This window comes from Streptomyces sp. NPDC102441, from assembly GCF_044765585.1.
Lineage (GTDB): Bacteria > Actinomycetota > Actinomycetes > Streptomycetales > Streptomycetaceae > Streptomyces.
Genome location: NZ_JBIWKH010000001.1, coordinates 277025 through 291428, shown reverse-complemented (window position 1 = coordinate 291428; position 14404 = coordinate 277025). Strand labels below are relative to the sequence as shown.

Below are 14404 nucleotides of genomic sequence, written 5' to 3'. Positions count from 1 at the left end.
CATGGCACAGGCAGCAGCGCAGGAGTCGCGCGCGGTACAGGCGACCATCGGTGACAGCGAGTTCGACCGTGACACCACCGTCACGCTCCGGGAGGAAGGCGTCTACGACGCGGAGCTCTCCGCGGGGTGGACGATCATCCACGCGGTCAACGGCGGTTATCTGCTCGCCATGCTCGGCCGCGCCCTCGGCGAGGCGCTCCCGCACTCCGACCCGTTCTCGGTCTCCGCGCACTACCTCACGGCCTCCGTCCCCGGCCCCGCCGTGATCCGTACCCAGGTCGTCCGCACCGGCCGCACGCTCTCCACCGGCGAGGCATCGCTCTTCCAGTTCGCGGAGGACGGCTCGGAGATCGAGCGCATCCGGGTGCTCGCCACCTACGGCGACCTGGACGGCCTGACCGGCGAGATCCGTACGTCGGCCGAGCCGCCGGCCATCCCGCCCCTGGAGCAGTGCCTCGGCACGAGCGACGGGACGGCGCCGATCCCCGGCAGCTCCGCCATCACCGAACGGCTGGACGTCAAGCTCGACCCGGCGACGGTCGGCTGGGCCGTCGGCGCACCGTCGGGCAAGGGCGAGATGCGGGGCTGGTTCGCGCTCGCGGACGGCCGTGACGCGGATCCGCTCTCGCTGCTGCTCACCGTGGACGCGCTGCCGCCGACCTCGTTCGAGCTGGGGCTTAAGGGCTGGACGCCCACCATCGAGCTCACCACCCACATCCGCTGCCGCCCGGCACCCGGGCCGCTGCGCGTCTCCATCACCACCCGCAACCTCGCGGGCGGTTTCCTGGAGGAGGACGCGGACGTCTGGGACAGCGCCGGCCGTCTCGTCGCCCAGTCCCGCCAGCTGGCCCGCGCGCCCCGCGGCTGAGCCCCGCCATGATGGTGCCGTGAAGTCCGACCGGCTGCTCTCCATCCTGCTGCTCCTCCAGACCCGCGGCCTGGTTCCCGCCGGTGAGCTGGCCGAGCGCCTCGAAGTCTCCGTACGCACCATCTACCGGGACGTCGAGGCGCTCTCGGCCTCCGGCGTGCCCGTGTACGCGGAGCGGGGGCGCAACGGGGGGATCGCACTGCTGCCGGGCTTCCGGACCGATGTCACCGGGCTCACCGCCGACGAGGCGCGCGCCCTGTTCGTCCTTGCCGCACAGGGCGCCCACGCCGCGCTCGGACTCGACGACGCCCTCGGCTCCGCGCTGCGCAAGGTGATGGCCGCCCTCCCGGCCCCGCACCGGCCCGCCGCCGAACGGACCAGCCGCCGCATCCTGGTCGACCCGGTCCGCTGGATGAGCGGCCCACGGGCAGCCGTCGACGTGGGCGAACTTCATGACGCGGTCTTCGCCGACCGGAGGCTGCTGCTCCACTACCGGCACAGCGGTACGGACACTCCGCGCGTCTACACCGTCGACCCGTACGGCCTCGTGGTGAAGGCGGGCGTCTGGTATCTGACCGCCGACCTGGACGGCGCGCCCCGGCTCTTCCGGGCGGACCGGGTGGGACGGGCGGTCCTCACCGAGGAACCGGTGGTGCGCAGGGCGGGCGTGGAGCCCGCCGCCGTATGGGAGGAGCTGCGCCGCCAGGTCGAGGAGCGGCCGGGGGACGTGCGGCTCCAGGTGCGCGTGCACCGTTCCCGGCTGGACCTCTTCGTACGCCTCCACGCGGGGGTCCTGACCGGGCCCCCGGAGCCGGAGCGGGCGACGGCGGGGGAGTGGCTGCTGGCCGGGCTCGCCGTGCCTGAGCTCGCGTGGGCGCGCTCCCTGCTCTCCTTCGGGCCGAACCTCGAAGTGCTGTCGCCGCCGGAAGCCCGCAGTGTGCTCGCCGAAGCGGCGGCCGCCGTCACGGAGCTGTACGCAGAAAACGGGTGAGGGCCGCGGTGAGCTCGGCGGGCGCGTCCTCCTGGACGAGATGCCCGGCCCCCTCGATCAGCCGCAGCTCGGCGCCCGGGATCATCCCGGCCAGCTCATGGCCGCGGGCGACCGGAATCCAGGTGTCCTCCGTGCCCCAGCACACCAGTACGGGCAGCTCCAGTTCCCCGTAGCGGTGCTGGATCTCGTCGGTGTACCGCTGGTCGTTCTGGGTGATCTGCCGGTAGAACGCGGGCTGTCCGGCCTCCGTGCACCAGGGGGCGACGAGGCTCTCCAGCACCGCGGGGTGCAGTCCCCGGTGGCTGGCCGATCCGACGTACTCGGTCACCAGGGCCCGGTGCAGGTCCGGCGGCAGCTCGCCGAAGACCTCGGACCGGCCGCCGAGCAGGCGGTAGGCCGGCGAGCCCCACGGGGCCAGCGCCACCGGGTCGACGAGGGCCAGGCGCCGGTAGCGCGCGCCGTGCAGGAGATGGGCGCGCAGGGCGACGCATCCCCCGAAGTCATGGGCGGCCACGGCCGGTTCGCCGAGTCCCCAGTGTGCGAGGAGTTCGGCGAGCACCGAGGCCTGGGAGCGGAGCGACACGTCCTGGCCCGTGTACTGCGCGGAGGCGCCGTACCCCGGCAGGTCCCACACGTACACGCGGTGGTCCTGCGCCAGCCCCCTGGCGATGCCGCGCCAGACGTACGAGGAGAAGGGCGTGCCGTGCACCAGGACGACGGGCGGAGCCTGCTCGGGGCCCAGCGCCCCCCAGCGCACCTCGCCCGAGGAGCTGATGAAGGTCCGGTCCAGGGTCCAGTCGCTCATGACGCCAACCCTACGACCTGCCGTCCAGCCAGTGGGCCCGGCCCAGCGTGACCAGGCGCAGCCGACGCCGGGCCACGCGGACGACCTCCTGCTCGCCGTCCGGGCCGGCGTCCAGCAGGGCCGAGGTGGTGAGCACCATGTGGTCGACGTACAGCCCGCCCAGCATCAGGAGGTCCTCCCGGTCCCAGCCGGCCGACTCGGGCTCCTCGCCGAGGACCTGGGCGACCTCCTCGGCGAAGCCGCGCAGCTGCGCGGCGATGGCCTCGCGGACCTCCCCGACACCGCCGTGCTGTTCGCGCGCGATGAAGCGGAAGTGGGCGGGCTGCGCCGTGACATGACTGGTTATCAGGCCGACGCTGCGGTCGAGTCGCTCCTCGCTGTCCCCGGTGTCCGCGAGGATCGCGCCGATCATGCCGTGCAGGCTGTCCAGGGCCTCCTCGACGAGGGCGACGCCGAGTGCCGCCGTGCCGTCGAAGTGGCGGTAGAAGGCGGTGGGGGTCACACCCACGGCCCGCGTCACCTCACGCAGGCCCAGGCTGCTCAGGCTCTGATGCTCCAGCAGTCCGAGTGCCGCGTCGAGCAGTGCCTGGCGCGTCTTCAGCTTCTGGGCCTGGCGGATGCCGACGGTGTGACTCATGCCATTCAGTAAACAACCGTTCTCCGAGTTTCGGAAGTGGTGCAGGGTCTAGACTCCTAAGTCAGTGCACAGTCGTACTCTCAAAGCTCGCAGAAAGGCCCGGTCATGTTCGTCCTCGTCGCCGCCCTGCTCTTGCTGGGGGTTGTCCTCGGAGCGGTAGCGCACCTCCCGCTCCCCGCCGCCCTGGCCGCCGCTGCCGTGATCGGTCTCTGGCTGGCGGTCTTCGGTGTCCGCGAACGCCTCGCCCGCCGCACCCGCTGACGAAGGAGCCGCACCATGACACTCATCACCGCACGCACCACGTGCACCGCACGCACCGCACGCACCGCTCCGCGCGACGCCCGCTCCGGCGAGGCCCGCTCCACCGCCCGGGAGGGTGACGGGCTCGCCGTCGCCTCGTTCGTGCTCGGGCTGCTCGGCCTCCTCGTGATGAACATCCTGCTCGGGCCCGTCGCCATCGTCATGGCGATCGTCGCTCTCGCCCGCTCCACCACCCGCCGGGGCCGCGCTCTGCTCGGACTGGCCCTCGGTGTGGCGGACCTGGTCGTCCTGGCCGTGCTGGTCACGGCCAACGGCACCGTCTCCTGGAGCCTCGCGGGCTGACTGGAGTGCGGCCCGTTCCGGGCATTCCGGGCGCGGGCTACGCGCGGACCGAGCGCCAGATCTGTTCCGGCAGAAGGTGTGCGGCCTCGTCGAGGTCGACATCGCCGACACCCGAGAGCGACCGGCGGGCGACGGCGACGACGGGGCCCATGACGAGGGACTCGATCAGCGGCACGGGGAGCGGGGCGAGCTCCCCCGAATCGGTGTGGAGCCGGATCCAGAGGCCCACTTCCGAGACCCTGGCCTCCTGGGAGTCACGGAACTCCCTGCCCCGCGTCATGCTCTTGCGGTCGGCGAGGGGGGAGTGCAGGAGGAGGGCGGGGGCGTGGTGCTCCTGGACGAAGGCCAGGTAGGCGCGCACCGCGGCGGCGATGCCCTCGCGCGCGGTGCCCGACTCCCGCAGGGCTTCGGCCAGTTCGCCCAGCAGTCGGTCCAGCCACCGGTGCCGGAGCGTGGCGATGAGCCCGTCGAAACTCCCGAAGTGGTGGTATAGGCTGCCCAGGCTCACGCCGCTGTCCTGGATGACGGCGTTGACCGTGAGGCCTTCCTCGCCCGACGTGACGAACACGCGCAGGGCGGCGTCCAGGAGCTGATCGGAAGTGACTTCGCCGCGATGCTGCTTCGGGCTCATCGAGTGGTCGTCCCCGTTGTCCGTGCGGCGGGCTCACCCGCGGTGAATTTCTAAAGCAATTTTCTAGAAGATGCTTCCGCTTCCAGTATCCACTGGTCAGACTTCCCCTGGTACCGAAAAAGCGTGTCACTGGGGGACGGTGTGGGTGTGTTAGATCTGACGGGCAGTGGGGCCAAGCCGCTGGAAGCGGACGATCCGGTGCAGATCGGTGGGATTCCGCTCGCGGGGCGTCTCGGTTCGGGTGGCATGGGGCGTGTGTTCCTGGGTGTCCACGAGGGGCGGTACGTCGCCGTCAAGCAGGTGCTGCCCTCGATCGCGGGTGAGGACCAGGACTTCGTCCGCCGCTTCGGGCACGAGCTGGACAATCTTTCCCGGTTGCCGGCGGAGGCGACCGCGCCTCTGCTCGCCAGCGACCGTGACGCGCGGCCGCCCTGGCTGGCCACCGCGTATGTTCCCGGCCTCACCCTGGGTAAGGCTCTTGAGCTGAACAAGGGCCCGCTGCCGGCCGGCACCCTGTGGCTCCTGCTGCGCGAGGCCGCCGCCGGGCTGGTCCCCGTTCATGAGCTGGGCATGGTGCACCGGGACCTCAAGCCGTCCAACGTGATGCTCACGGTCGAGGGTGCCACGGTCATCGACTTCGGCGTGGCCCGTGCCACCGAGCAGAGCCAACTGACCAGAAGCGGCATGGTGGTCGGCACGCCGGCGTACATGGCACCCGAACAGGCGACGACGAGACGGGACCTGACCGGCGCCGCCGATGTGTTCGCGCTGGGGTCGGTCATCGCCTACGCGGCCAGCGGCAGCCCGCCCTTCGGCGAGGAGTCAGGCCTCGCCGTGCTGTACCGCATCGTGCATGACGAGCCCGACCTGGAGGCGCTGCGGGAGCTGGACGCCGGTCTCGCCGACGTCGTCGCGGCCTGTCTCGCCAAGGATCCCGAGGCGCGTCCCACGGCGGCCGATCTGGTGCGGACCGCCACGGAACACGGACCGTTCACGGCCCCTCTGTGGCCGGAGTCCATCAGCGGGAACCTCGGCGAGAAGGCCGCCTTCGCGGCGGACGTGCAGGAGATCGAACTGCCGCCTCCCGTGTCCGTGAAGACACGGAACCTCGGGCAGAAGAGCCGTCCGAAGTTCCGTGAGCGCCAGCGGCGGACCCGCGTCGCCTTCGTTGTCCTCCCCGTCGTCCTGACAGTGGGCGGGGCGACACTCGCCTTCCAGCTGCTGCCCTACACCTTCGGACCGGGCGACCGTGCGGCCGCCGGGCCGTCCGCCACAGCCACGGCCGGGGCCGTGCCCACGGCCTCTTCCTCCGATTCCTCCGACGCGAGCCCGACCGGTTCGGCGTCACCGGGGAAGTCGCCGAAGGGCAAGGAGAAGGACGCGGGGGGCAAGGGCGAAGGCAAGCCGGCGGGTGGGGCTTCCTCGCCCGCCCCGGGAGCCGGCGACGCGGGAGCCGGCGACGCGGGGGGCGGTTCCCAGGACGGCGGATCGGGTGACGGTGCGGGTGGAAGCGCCTCCGGTGGCTCGGGGTCGTCCGGGGGCTCCAGCCCGTCCGGCGGCAGCGGCCCGACGGGCGGCGCGGGCACACCCTCCGGGACGCACCGCTACCGCAACGGCGACAACAACAAGTGCCTCGTCACCGTGTACGGCAGTACGGACGACGGCGACTGTGCCGACCCGAGCGCCACGTGGACCGTCCGGGGCCTGTCGGGCGGAGACTTCGAGCTGGTCAACAAGAAGGGCGGGCAGTGCCTGTCCGCGAACATGATCGGCCAGGCCGTCTTCGTGGGTGCGTGCGACCAGGCCGCCGCACGCCGCTGGCGCACGGGGTCGGGGGGCAGCATCGTGAGCGTCTCCAACAGCGGCTGTCTCGACCTGGCCTACGGCGGCGGCATCGCCGCGAACACCTGCGCGGGGGAGGCGTCGCAACGCTGGACGGTGCTGTGATCACAGCCCCGTAGGCGTTCTCCCGGCGCAGGTGCGGGGGCGCCGGCAGCCCCGGCCCGTGGGGCGCGGAGCCGGTCCGGGAGCGTCCGTCGCGGCCCCCGGTGCGATGCACCGGCGCGGTGCCGCGCCCCGGGCTCGTAGAATCGTCACCACCATGGCTTACCTCGACCACGCCGCGACCACGCCGATGCTTCCGGAGGCGATCGCGGCGATGACCGCGCAGCTCGCCGTCACCGGCAACGCGTCCTCCTTGCACGCTGCCGGGCGCCGGGCCCGCCGTACCGTCGAGGAGTCCAGAGAAACCCTCGCCGACGCCCTCGGCGCACGCCCGAGCGAGGTGGTCCTGACCTCCGGCGGCACCGAGGCCGACAACCTCGCCGTGAAGGGCCTCTACTGGTCCCGCCGCGACGCCGACCCCCGAAGGACCCGGGTCCTCGCGAGCCCGGTGGAGCATCACGCCGTCCTCGACGCGGTGGACTGGCTCGCCGAGCACGAGGGCGCCACCGTCGAGTACCTCCCGGTCGACGCGTACGGACGTGTCCACCCGGACGTGCTGCGCGAGGCGCTCGCACGCAACCCCGACGACGTCGCCCTGGTCACGGTGATGTGGGCCAACAACGAGATCGGCACCATCATGCCGATACGGGAACTCGCCCAGGTGGCCGTTGAGTTCGGCGTGCCCATGCACGCCGACGCGGTCCAGGCGTTCGGGCAGCTGGAGGTCGACTTCGCCCGTTCCGGGCTGGCCGCCATGACGGTCAGCGCGCACAAGATCGGCGGCCCGTTCGGCATCGGCGCGCTGCTGCTCGGCCGCGACCACACCCCCGTGCCCGTCCTGCACGGCGGTGGCCAGGAGCGGCATGTGCGCTCCGGCACCCTCGACGTCCCCGCCGTGGCCGCGTTCGCCGTGGCGGGACGGCACGCCGCCGACGGACGCGAGGGCTTCGCCCGTGAGATCGGCGCGCTCCGGGACGAGCTGGCAGCCGCCGTGCGGAAGGCCGTCCCCGACGCCATCCTCGGCGGCGACCCGGCCCCGGGCGGGCGGCTGCCCGCCAACGCCCACTTCACCTTCCCGGGCTGCGAGGGCGACTCCCTGCTGCTGCTGCTCGACGCCCAGGGCATCGAATGCTCCACCGGATCCGCCTGCACCGCGGGTATCGCCCAGCCCAGCCATGTGCTGCTGGCCACCGGCACCGACCCCGCGCTGGCGCGGGGCACGCTGCGCTTCTCTCTCGGCCACACCTCGACCGGACAGGACGTGGAAGAGGTCGCGCGGGCGATCGGCCCCGCGGTCGAACGGGCCAGGACGGCAGGGCTCAGCTAGCCCGCGATGTCTTGGCTCCCGCCGTGGACGCCGCGCGCACCAGCTTCATGTAGCGGGCCCAGTCCCAGTGGGGCCCGGGGTCGGTGTGGTCAGTGCCGGGCACCTCCACGTGCCCGATGATGTGCTCGCGGTCCACCGGGATGCCGTACCGCTTGCATATCGTCGCCGTCAGCCGCGCGGAGGACTCGTACATCTTCGTGGTGAAGTCCTGCGGGCGGTCGACGAAGCCCGCGTGCTCGATTCCGACACTGCGTTCGTTGAACGAGCGGTTGCCCGCGTGGTACGCCACGTCGAGCTCGCGGATCATCTGCGTCACCTGGCCGTCCTGGCCGACGATGTAGTGCGACGCCGCCTTGTGCGCCGGGTCCTGGAAGACGTTGACGGCGCTCTCGAAGCTGCCCTGGGTGACATGGATGATCACCCGGTCCACGCCGTAGTCGTCGGGGCGGTCGGCCCGCCGCCAGTTCGCCTCGGAGGCCGCGACCCAGGTCGCCGGTGCGTAGTCCCGCTCGCCCTCGTCACGGGGCTTGCCCACGCCTGGCACCCGCCACCAGACGTGCCGGATCTCGTCCACGGCCACTGCGGCGGTGGCCGCCGCCGCTGCCCCGCCCCCGATGAGCAGTGAACGCCGACTGATGCCCCGGCCAGGTCCTTTTCCCGGCGACCCGGCACTCCCGTTGTTCCCCATATGATCTCCAACGCATATCCGCGAGCATTCGGTTCCCGGGGCCCCGTACTCTGGAGAAGCTATGACTCAGACCTCCCAGCGCCCCCTCCGTGTGCTCGCCGCCATGTCGGGCGGAGTCGACTCCGCCGTCGCAGCGGCGCGAGCCGCCGAGGCAGGCCACGACGTGACCGGTGTACACCTCGCCCTCTCCGCGAACCCGCAGTCCTTCCGTACGGGTGCGCGCGGCTGTTGCACCATCGAGGACTCCCGGGACGCCCGCCGCGCGGCGGACGTCATCGGCATCCCGTTCTACGTCTGGGACCTGGCGGAACGCTTCCGCGAGGACGTCGTGGACGACTTCGTCGCGGAGTACGAGGCGGGGCGCACCCCCAACCCCTGCCTGCGGTGCAACGAGAAGATCAAGTTCGCCGCGCTGCTCGACAAGGCGCTGGCGCTCGGCTTCGACGCGGTGTGCACGGGGCACTACGCCACCGTCGTGCTGAACGAGGACGGCACCCGGGAGATGCACCGCGCCTCGGACATGGCCAAGGACCAGAGCTACGTCCTGGGCGTCCTGGACGAGAGGCAGCTCGCGCACGCCATGTTCCCCCTGGGCGACACCCTCACCACCAAGGACGAGATCCGGGCCGAGGCCGAGCGCCGGGGCCTTGCGGTCGCCAAGAAGCCGGACAGCCACGACATCTGCTTCATCGCCGACGGCGACACCCAGGGCTTCCTGGCCGGCCGTCTCGGCGGCCCGGCGGAGGGCGACATCCTCGACGAGGCGGGCGCGAAGGTCGGCACCCACGAGGGCGCCTTCGGCTTCACCATCGGCCAGCGCAAGGGCCTGCGCATCGGCCACCCCGCCCCCGACGGCAAGCCGCGCTACGTCCTGGACATCTCCCCGGTGGACAACACGGTGACGGTCGGCCCGGCCGAGGCCCTCGACGTGACCGCCCTCACCGCGATCAGGCCCCGCTGGTGCGGCACGGCCCCGTCCGGCCCCGGGACGTACACGGCCCAGCTCCGCGCCCACGGCGGCGAGACCGAGGTGACGGCGGAGCTGACCGACGGCACCCTGTCGGTCACGTTCAGCGAGCCTGTCCGGGGTGTGGCGCCGGGCCAGGCGGTCGTGCTGTACGACGGCACGCGGGTGGTCGGGTCGGCGACGATCGCGACGACGGTGCGCAGGGAGAAGACCTCGGCCCGCTGATCCACGGGGCCGTACGGCCCGGGCTGTCGTCATGGGCTGCGCCTGCGGATCGTCCGCAGGTGGTGTTCGTGCGACGGGGCCGCCTCCCGGCCGGCGAGCTCACGGCGCCAGGTACCGGTCGGTGATGGCCTGGTTGTAGCGGGCGAACATGCCGGCGATCGCGTGGCGGTCGTCATCGGACCAGTCGGTCAGCATCTGCGCGGTGCCCGCGCGGCGCCGTCGGCGTACGGTCTCCATTGCCGCCCGTCCTTCCGCTGTCGTCTCCACGACGGCGCGCCTGCGGTCATAGGGGGCGACCGTGCGGCTGACGAACCCCGCCTGGCGCATCGCGGCCACTTGACGCGCGGCCGTCGACGCGTCCAGTCCCAGCTCGGTCGCCAAGGTCACGACATCCGCCGAACCCAGGACATCCAGCGCGCGCAGCAACAGGTAGCCGGCCCTGTCGACCTCCAGGTAGAAGTCCGAACGCCGCCGGATCAGTTCGAGGTTGCGTACCAGCACTGCCGTCTGGAACTCGATCACGTCCGTCGGGTCCCACCCTGCTTGGTCGATCCGTTCACTGATCATGACGCTGTCCTCGGTGGTTGCGGCCGGGCGAACACATGTATCGTACATTCAAATGCAGGTATGATGCATCTGTCCAGACCGATGGGGAGGGCTGCCACGCGATGCGTTCCAGGAGTGTGACGCCGGGCGCCAGGAGCGGATGGGCCACACGCCTGGCCGGACGGCTGGCGGCCGCGGACCCAGGGCTCCCCCGGTGGCGAGTTGCCTGGGTTGCCACGTTGAGCATGGGCATCGCACTCGCGGCCGAATTCGCGTACGTGCGTCTGGCCTTCCCCGGGCGGAGCGCGCAGACGGCCATGCTGCTGGGCGCGGTCGCCGCCATGCAGGGGTCCGCCGTGGTGCTGCAGAGGTCCGCCGCGGCACGTCTGCGTTTCGGGCTGGCGCAGCCGGTGGCGGCCGGTGCCGGACTCTCCGCAGGCGTTCTGGCGCATGCCGCGTTCGGCGGCGGCTGGCAACTCGACTGCTGTCTGGTGGCGGCGACCTTCCCGGCGGTGGCCGTCCGCCGGTTCGGGCCCGCCTTCAGTGTGCTGGGACTGATGGGCTGGGCCGGTTTCTACATCACCACGATCCTTCAGCCGCCGCTGTCGGACCTGCCGTTCCTGTTGTCGGCGTACGTGGTCTCCGGGGTGTGCAGCGGCGTACTGGCGCTGGCGTTCTTCCGGCACCGGCCCCGTGCGTCGTTGCGCCATGCGCTGCGTGCCTGGCAGGCCCAGGCCGCGGCGGTGTTCCGTAGCGCCGAGCTGCTGATGGATGAACCAGGCGCGCGCCGCCGCCGCGTCCTGGCCTCACGGCACGGACAACTGGCTCACATCGCGCTCGTCATCGACGGGTGGCTCGCCGATCCGGAGGCGGACCCGGACGGATCGGCCGTTCTGGTCCGCCACCGCCTGATCGACAGCCAGTCGGCCATCGACACGATCGTGGCCTCGGTCCGGTCCCTGACGGGCGCGGGCAGGGACCCGTCCGCCGAGGACCCCGGCGTCCGTGCCGCAGCGGGAATTCTGCGCTGTCTCACACACTCCGATCACCACGGCGCGCGCCGTGGTGCGCTGCGTCTCCTGGACCGGCTGCCCCGGCACGAGGACGCGCGCAGCGCCCTGCGGCGGCTGTCGACGGCGGTCATCGCGCTGGCCGACGCGGAAGCCGATGGAGCGGGGGCCCTTCAGGAAGCGGCCGAGGCCGCCCGGTTCACGCCGGTGGTGACCGTGGCCGTCAGCGGTGCGCTGCCCGGAGCGGCCGGGCTTGCGGCCGAGGTCCCGCCACGGGGGGCCGGCCTGCTGGACCGCTGCGGGATGAAACCGCTGAGCCTGCCGGTGCGGCAGGCCGTTCAGGCCACGGTGGCCATGGCCATCGCCGCCGCCCTCGGTCGGCTCGTCTCTCCGGCACAGAGCTACTGGTCGCTGATCGCCGTGTTCATCGTGTTCCTCGGCCCGGTCACCCGCGAGGAACTCGCGGTCAAGGGCCGTGACCGTCTCGTGGGCACACTGCTCGGCGTCGCCGTCGCCGTCCCCGTCGACGACCTGGTGCGTGGCGAACCTGGAGCAGTGATCGCCGTGGTGCTGGTCAGCTGTCTGCTGGGGCACTACCTGGCGAGTCTCTCCTACACCTTCATGGCCTTCTTCATCACCGTCTGCGTGTTCCAGCTGTACGCGAGCATGCACCAGTACGAGACAGGAATGCTGCTCACCCGCCTGACCGAAACAGCCCTGGGGGCCGTGGTCGCGGTCACCGTCGCCGCTCTCGTCCTGCCCGTGAGTGCCCGGGACACGGCTCACCTCGCGCGGCGGAGGTTCCTGCGGTCGATCGGACAACTGCTCGACGACATCGGGACCTCGGCGGCGCGGGAACAGCACGACGAGGCCAGGCTCAGGATGCGGTTGCGCGTCGCGGATGAGCACGCCCGGCAGCTCACCGCCGCGGCCCGGCCGCTGGCGCAGCTTCCGTGGACGCCGGCGAACCGGAAGCGGATACGGACGGGGCTGGACCGGCACGCCTCACTCTCCTCCCGGCTGCGCGGGCTGACGGTGTCCGTACGCCGTGGGCCGGAGGCCATGTCAAAGGAGAGCACCGCCGTCATCCGCCACCTCGCGCACATCGCCCACAGCCTTGCCGAGCCGCATCCTGCTCATGGGCTCACGGAAGCGCCTGTCCTCACGGGTGAGCCGAACCCCGCGACGCACCATCTCCACCAGGTCGCCGAACTGCTCCACGTGGCCGTCGAGGATCCGCGATGACGTCGCCCGCGCGCGCTGAGGCGGCAGCGGGTGCCCGGACCGGTTGCGACGTCCGGGTGTTCAGCAGACCCTGTTCCAGGGCGCCGCCGACGGGGCGCGGTGTCCGGGAACCGGCCGACCGGGGACCGGCACGAGTTCCGTCGCTGAAAGACCGAGAGAAGTAAGGAAGCCACATGAAGGCCGTCCAGTTGCTGGAACCTGCCAGAGTCGAACTGTCCGAGGTGCCCGTCCCCGGGATCGGTCCGTCCGAGGTGCTGCTGAAGGTCCGCGCCGCGGGCGTGTGCCAGACCGATGTGCACTTCCGCCATCTGCGGGAGGAAGCGGTTCCCCGCGGCACCGTCCTCGGCCATGAGATCGCCGGCGAGGTGGCGTCGGCAGGAGCGGCCGTGACGGGCTGGAAGCCGGGCGACGCCGCGGTCGTCTACCCCTGCTGGGGATGCGGCACCTGCCGGATGTGCCTGGCCGGACGGCACAACATGTGCCGGCGGACCGGTGGCCGGTTCATCTCGCCCCCCACCCCCGGGGTGAGCCGGGACGGGGGAATGGCCGAGTACGTTGCCGTACCCGCGTGGGCCCTGGTCGCCATCGGCGATCTCGACCCGGATCTCGCCGCGCCCCTCGCGGACGCCGCGCTGGTGCCCTACCACTCCATCCATGCGGTCGAGGACCTGCTCATCCCCGGCTCCACCGCTGTCATCGTCGGCGCCGGGGGACTCGGCCAGATGGCGGCTCAGATCCTGCGTGCCGTCACCAGCGCACAGGTGATCGCGCTCGACGTCAACGACGACGCCCTCACCGCCGTACGCGACGAGGTCGATGTGACCCTGCGCTCCGACTCGCCCACGGTCGTCGACGACGTGCTGGCCCTGACCGACGGTTACGGCGCCGAGGCGGTGTTCGACTTCGTCGGACGCGACAGCACCATGGCCCTGGCCGCCGACCTGGTCGCCCCCGGTGGAGCGATCCGTTTCATCGGCCTCTCCGACGGCATCTTCCGCTTCGAAGCCGGCTCCGGCGTGACCGGCCTCCCCTGGGGGGTCGCGGTCACCCGCCCCTACAGCGGAACGATCGGCGAACTCGCCGATGTCGTCGCCCTTGCCCGAGCCGGCAAGCTCCGGCCCCAGGTGCAGCGCTACCCACTTGACCGGGCCCTGGAAGCCCTCGACGAACTCGAAGCGGGACGGGTCCGCGGCCGTGCCGTGCTCACTGTGGCCCCCGGCGCCGCCGACACCGAAGCCTGATCTGCCGAGGGCGGCAGAGCTGACCGTGTCGCCCTGTCCGTCGCCTTCACCGAGCCCGTCCGGGGCGTGGCGCCGGGCCAGGCGGTCTTGCGCTACGACGGGACGCGCGTGGCCGGGCCGTCCACGACCGCTACGACGGTGCGGCGGGAGACTGCGGCGGCGGGCTGAGGGCTGGGCGTCTTCGGTACCAATGCTGCGGAGTGACGCCTCAAATCTCCCGGCTCTTGATCGCGAGCACGAGAGCGCGCAGCGCGGACTGCTTGGTTGTCAGGACGGTGCCAGGGCTGTCGCTCTCCCGAAGCATGACGCCCTCGTCCTTCACCGCGCCTCCGAGCTGCATTCTGATCGCCGCTTCGTGGATCACACCGGAGTACGGGGTCCCCTGCCCTCTCATGATCACGGATTGGCGGGCCATGCGGTGAGCCACTCGTAGCTCGACTTCGAGGCGGGGAAGCGCCGGGACGAAGAGTTCGAAGATGGCGCGTGCGTGGTCCTCGGTGTGGAACAGGCCGGGCAGATGTGCAGTCTGGATCGTGCGCAGGCGAATGGCGTAGTTCTCCAGGGCCGACACATCCAGAAAGCCTGGCGGGATCTTGCCTCGGTACTCTTCCCACCAGCCCGTCTTGCGGCCGCCTGTCATCCCGGCCTGCCGGCGTACGGCTCCAGTGGCGGCACC

15 protein-coding genes and 1 pseudogene are annotated in these 14404 nt (G+C 71.8%); 10 read left to right on the top strand and 6 right to left on the bottom strand.

The window, feature by feature from the left end; translation table 11 throughout:
• The first annotated feature begins 1 nt into the window (after position 1).
• On the top strand, positions 2–868 hold the full coding sequence (locus tag ACIREO_RS01370; RefSeq protein ID WP_404103349.1) for a thioesterase family protein: 867 nt from the start codon (positions 2–4) through the stop codon (positions 866–868).
• A 19-nt stretch (positions 869–887) separates the two neighbouring features.
• On the top strand, positions 888–1859 hold the full coding sequence (locus tag ACIREO_RS01365) for a helix-turn-helix transcriptional regulator (protein ID WP_404103346.1): 972 nt from the start codon (positions 888–890) through the stop codon (positions 1857–1859).
• On the opposite strand, the gene ACIREO_RS01360 is transcribed toward ACIREO_RS01365, so the two are convergent.
• Together ACIREO_RS01360 and ACIREO_RS01355 are read right to left on the bottom strand one after the other, a co-directional pair.
• Positions 1831–2664: an alpha/beta fold hydrolase gene (locus ACIREO_RS01360; RefSeq protein WP_404103344.1), complete on the bottom strand. Its 834-nt coding sequence runs from the start codon at positions 2662–2664 to the stop codon at positions 1831–1833. The genes ACIREO_RS01365 and ACIREO_RS01360 overlap by 29 nt on opposite strands.
• Before the next feature lie 10 nt (positions 2665–2674).
• Positions 2675–3301 carry a TetR family transcriptional regulator gene (locus ACIREO_RS01355; protein WP_404103341.1) on the bottom strand — a complete coding sequence of 209 codons (627 nt, stop codon included), beginning with the start codon at positions 3299–3301 and terminating at the stop codon, positions 2675–2677.
• Positions 3302–3406: 105 nt separating this feature from the next.
• Here ACIREO_RS01355 and ACIREO_RS01350 point away from each other — a divergent pair, with 105 nt between their 5' ends.
• Both ACIREO_RS01350 and ACIREO_RS01345 read left to right on the top strand, forming a co-directional pair.
• Entirely contained in the window at positions 3407–3562 is a 156-nt protein-coding gene (locus ACIREO_RS01350; RefSeq protein ID WP_187355833.1) for a hypothetical protein, read from the top strand.
• A gap of 15 nt (positions 3563–3577) precedes the next feature.
• Positions 3578–3904 (top strand): DUF4190 domain-containing protein, encoded by a 327-nt coding sequence (locus ACIREO_RS01345; protein ID WP_404103338.1) that lies wholly within the window; start codon positions 3578–3580, stop codon positions 3902–3904.
• 37 nt (positions 3905–3941) lie between these two features.
• On the opposite strand, the gene ACIREO_RS01340 is transcribed toward ACIREO_RS01345, so the two are convergent.
• A complete protein-coding gene (locus tag ACIREO_RS01340; RefSeq protein ID WP_404103335.1) occupies positions 3942–4535 on the bottom strand; it encodes a TetR/AcrR family transcriptional regulator in 594 nt (197 codons plus the stop codon).
• Between the two features lie 147 nt (positions 4536–4682).
• On the opposite strand from ACIREO_RS01340, the gene ACIREO_RS01335 reads away from it, so the two are divergent.
• Positions 4683–6482: a protein kinase gene (locus tag ACIREO_RS01335; protein WP_404103332.1), complete on the top strand. Its 1800-nt coding sequence runs from the start codon at positions 4683–4685 to the stop codon at positions 6480–6482.
• Between the two features lie 154 nt (positions 6483–6636).
• Positions 6637–7806: a cysteine desulfurase family protein gene (locus tag ACIREO_RS01330; protein ID WP_404103329.1), complete on the top strand. Its 1170-nt coding sequence runs from the start codon at positions 6637–6639 to the stop codon at positions 7804–7806.
• Here the strand turns inward: ACIREO_RS01330 and ACIREO_RS01325 are convergent.
• Complete coding sequence (locus ACIREO_RS01325; RefSeq protein ID WP_404103326.1) at positions 7799–8494, bottom strand: N-acetylmuramoyl-L-alanine amidase; 696 nt, start codon at positions 8492–8494, stop codon at positions 7799–7801. The two genes, ACIREO_RS01330 and ACIREO_RS01325, sit on opposite strands and share 8 nt — an antisense overlap.
• 61 nt (positions 8495–8555) lie before the next feature.
• Here ACIREO_RS01325 and mnmA point away from each other — a divergent pair, with 61 nt between their 5' ends.
• Positions 8556–9686, top strand: coding sequence for a tRNA 2-thiouridine(34) synthase MnmA (gene mnmA / locus ACIREO_RS01320; protein WP_404103324.1), 1131 nt, complete (start codon positions 8556–8558; stop codon positions 9684–9686).
• A 99-nt stretch (positions 9687–9785) separates the two neighbouring features.
• Here the strand turns inward: mnmA and ACIREO_RS01315 are convergent, their stop codons facing one another.
• Positions 9786–10253: a MarR family winged helix-turn-helix transcriptional regulator gene (locus tag ACIREO_RS01315; protein WP_404103321.1), complete on the bottom strand. Its 468-nt coding sequence runs from the start codon at positions 10251–10253 to the stop codon at positions 9786–9788.
• A gap of 224 nt (positions 10254–10477) precedes the next feature.
• Between ACIREO_RS01315 and ACIREO_RS01310 the strand changes: the two genes are divergently transcribed.
• From ACIREO_RS01310 to ACIREO_RS01300, 3 genes and pseudogenes are all read left to right on the top strand, one after another.
• Entirely contained in the window at positions 10478–12487 is a 2010-nt protein-coding gene (locus ACIREO_RS01310) for an FUSC family protein (protein WP_404103318.1), read from the top strand.
• Between the two features lie 173 nt (positions 12488–12660).
• Positions 12661–13728 (top strand): alcohol dehydrogenase catalytic domain-containing protein, encoded by a 1068-nt coding sequence (locus ACIREO_RS01305; protein WP_404103315.1) that lies wholly within the window; start codon positions 12661–12663, stop codon positions 13726–13728.
• Positions 13729–13761: 33 nt separating this feature from the next.
• Positions 13762–13896: pseudogene (locus tag ACIREO_RS01300) on the top strand (aminomethyltransferase beta-barrel domain-containing protein); the annotation flags it as partial.
• Between the two features lie 40 nt (positions 13897–13936).
• Here ACIREO_RS01300 and ACIREO_RS01295 read toward each other — a convergent pair.
• A complete protein-coding gene (locus tag ACIREO_RS01295; protein ID WP_404103312.1) occupies positions 13937–14368 on the bottom strand; it encodes a Scr1 family TA system antitoxin-like transcriptional regulator in 432 nt (143 codons plus the stop codon).
• Between the last annotated feature and the right edge of the window lie 36 nt (positions 14369–14404).

What these genes read in the sequence shown, in the direction of transcription:
- ACIREO_RS01315 (WP_404103321.1), bottom strand. Translation starts at nt 10,253, where the DNA reads ATGATCAGTGAACGGATCGACCAAGCAGGGTGGGACCCGACGGACGTG.
- ACIREO_RS01350 (WP_187355833.1), top strand. Translation starts at nt 3,407, where the DNA reads ATGTTCGTCCTCGTCGCCGCCCTGCTCTTGCTGGGGGTTGTCCTCGGA.
- ACIREO_RS01345 (WP_404103338.1), top strand. Translation starts at nt 3,578, where the DNA reads ATGACACTCATCACCGCACGCACCACGTGCACCGCACGCACCGCACGC.
- ACIREO_RS01340 (WP_404103335.1), bottom strand. Translation starts at nt 4,535, where the DNA reads ATGAGCCCGAAGCAGCATCGCGGCGAAGTCACTTCCGATCAGCTCCTG.
- ACIREO_RS01370 (WP_404103349.1), top strand. Translation starts at nt 2, where the DNA reads ATGGCACAGGCAGCAGCGCAGGAGTCGCGCGCGGTACAGGCGACCATC.
- ACIREO_RS01325 (WP_404103326.1), bottom strand. Translation starts at nt 8,494, where the DNA reads ATGGGGAACAACGGGAGTGCCGGGTCGCCGGGAAAAGGACCTGGCCGG.
- ACIREO_RS01360 (WP_404103344.1), bottom strand. Translation starts at nt 2,664, where the DNA reads ATGAGCGACTGGACCCTGGACCGGACCTTCATCAGCTCCTCGGGCGAG.
- ACIREO_RS01305 (WP_404103315.1), top strand. Translation starts at nt 12,661, where the DNA reads ATGAAGGCCGTCCAGTTGCTGGAACCTGCCAGAGTCGAACTGTCCGAG.
- ACIREO_RS01310 (WP_404103318.1), top strand. Translation starts at nt 10,478, where the DNA reads ATGGGCATCGCACTCGCGGCCGAATTCGCGTACGTGCGTCTGGCCTTC.
- mnmA (WP_404103324.1), top strand. Translation starts at nt 8,556, where the DNA reads ATGACTCAGACCTCCCAGCGCCCCCTCCGTGTGCTCGCCGCCATGTCG.
- ACIREO_RS01295 (WP_404103312.1), bottom strand. Translation starts at nt 14,368, where the DNA reads ATGACAGGCGGCCGCAAGACGGGCTGGTGGGAAGAGTACCGAGGCAAG.
- ACIREO_RS01355 (WP_404103341.1), bottom strand. Translation starts at nt 3,301, where the DNA reads ATGAGTCACACCGTCGGCATCCGCCAGGCCCAGAAGCTGAAGACGCGC.
- ACIREO_RS01330 (WP_404103329.1), top strand. Translation starts at nt 6,637, where the DNA reads ATGGCTTACCTCGACCACGCCGCGACCACGCCGATGCTTCCGGAGGCG.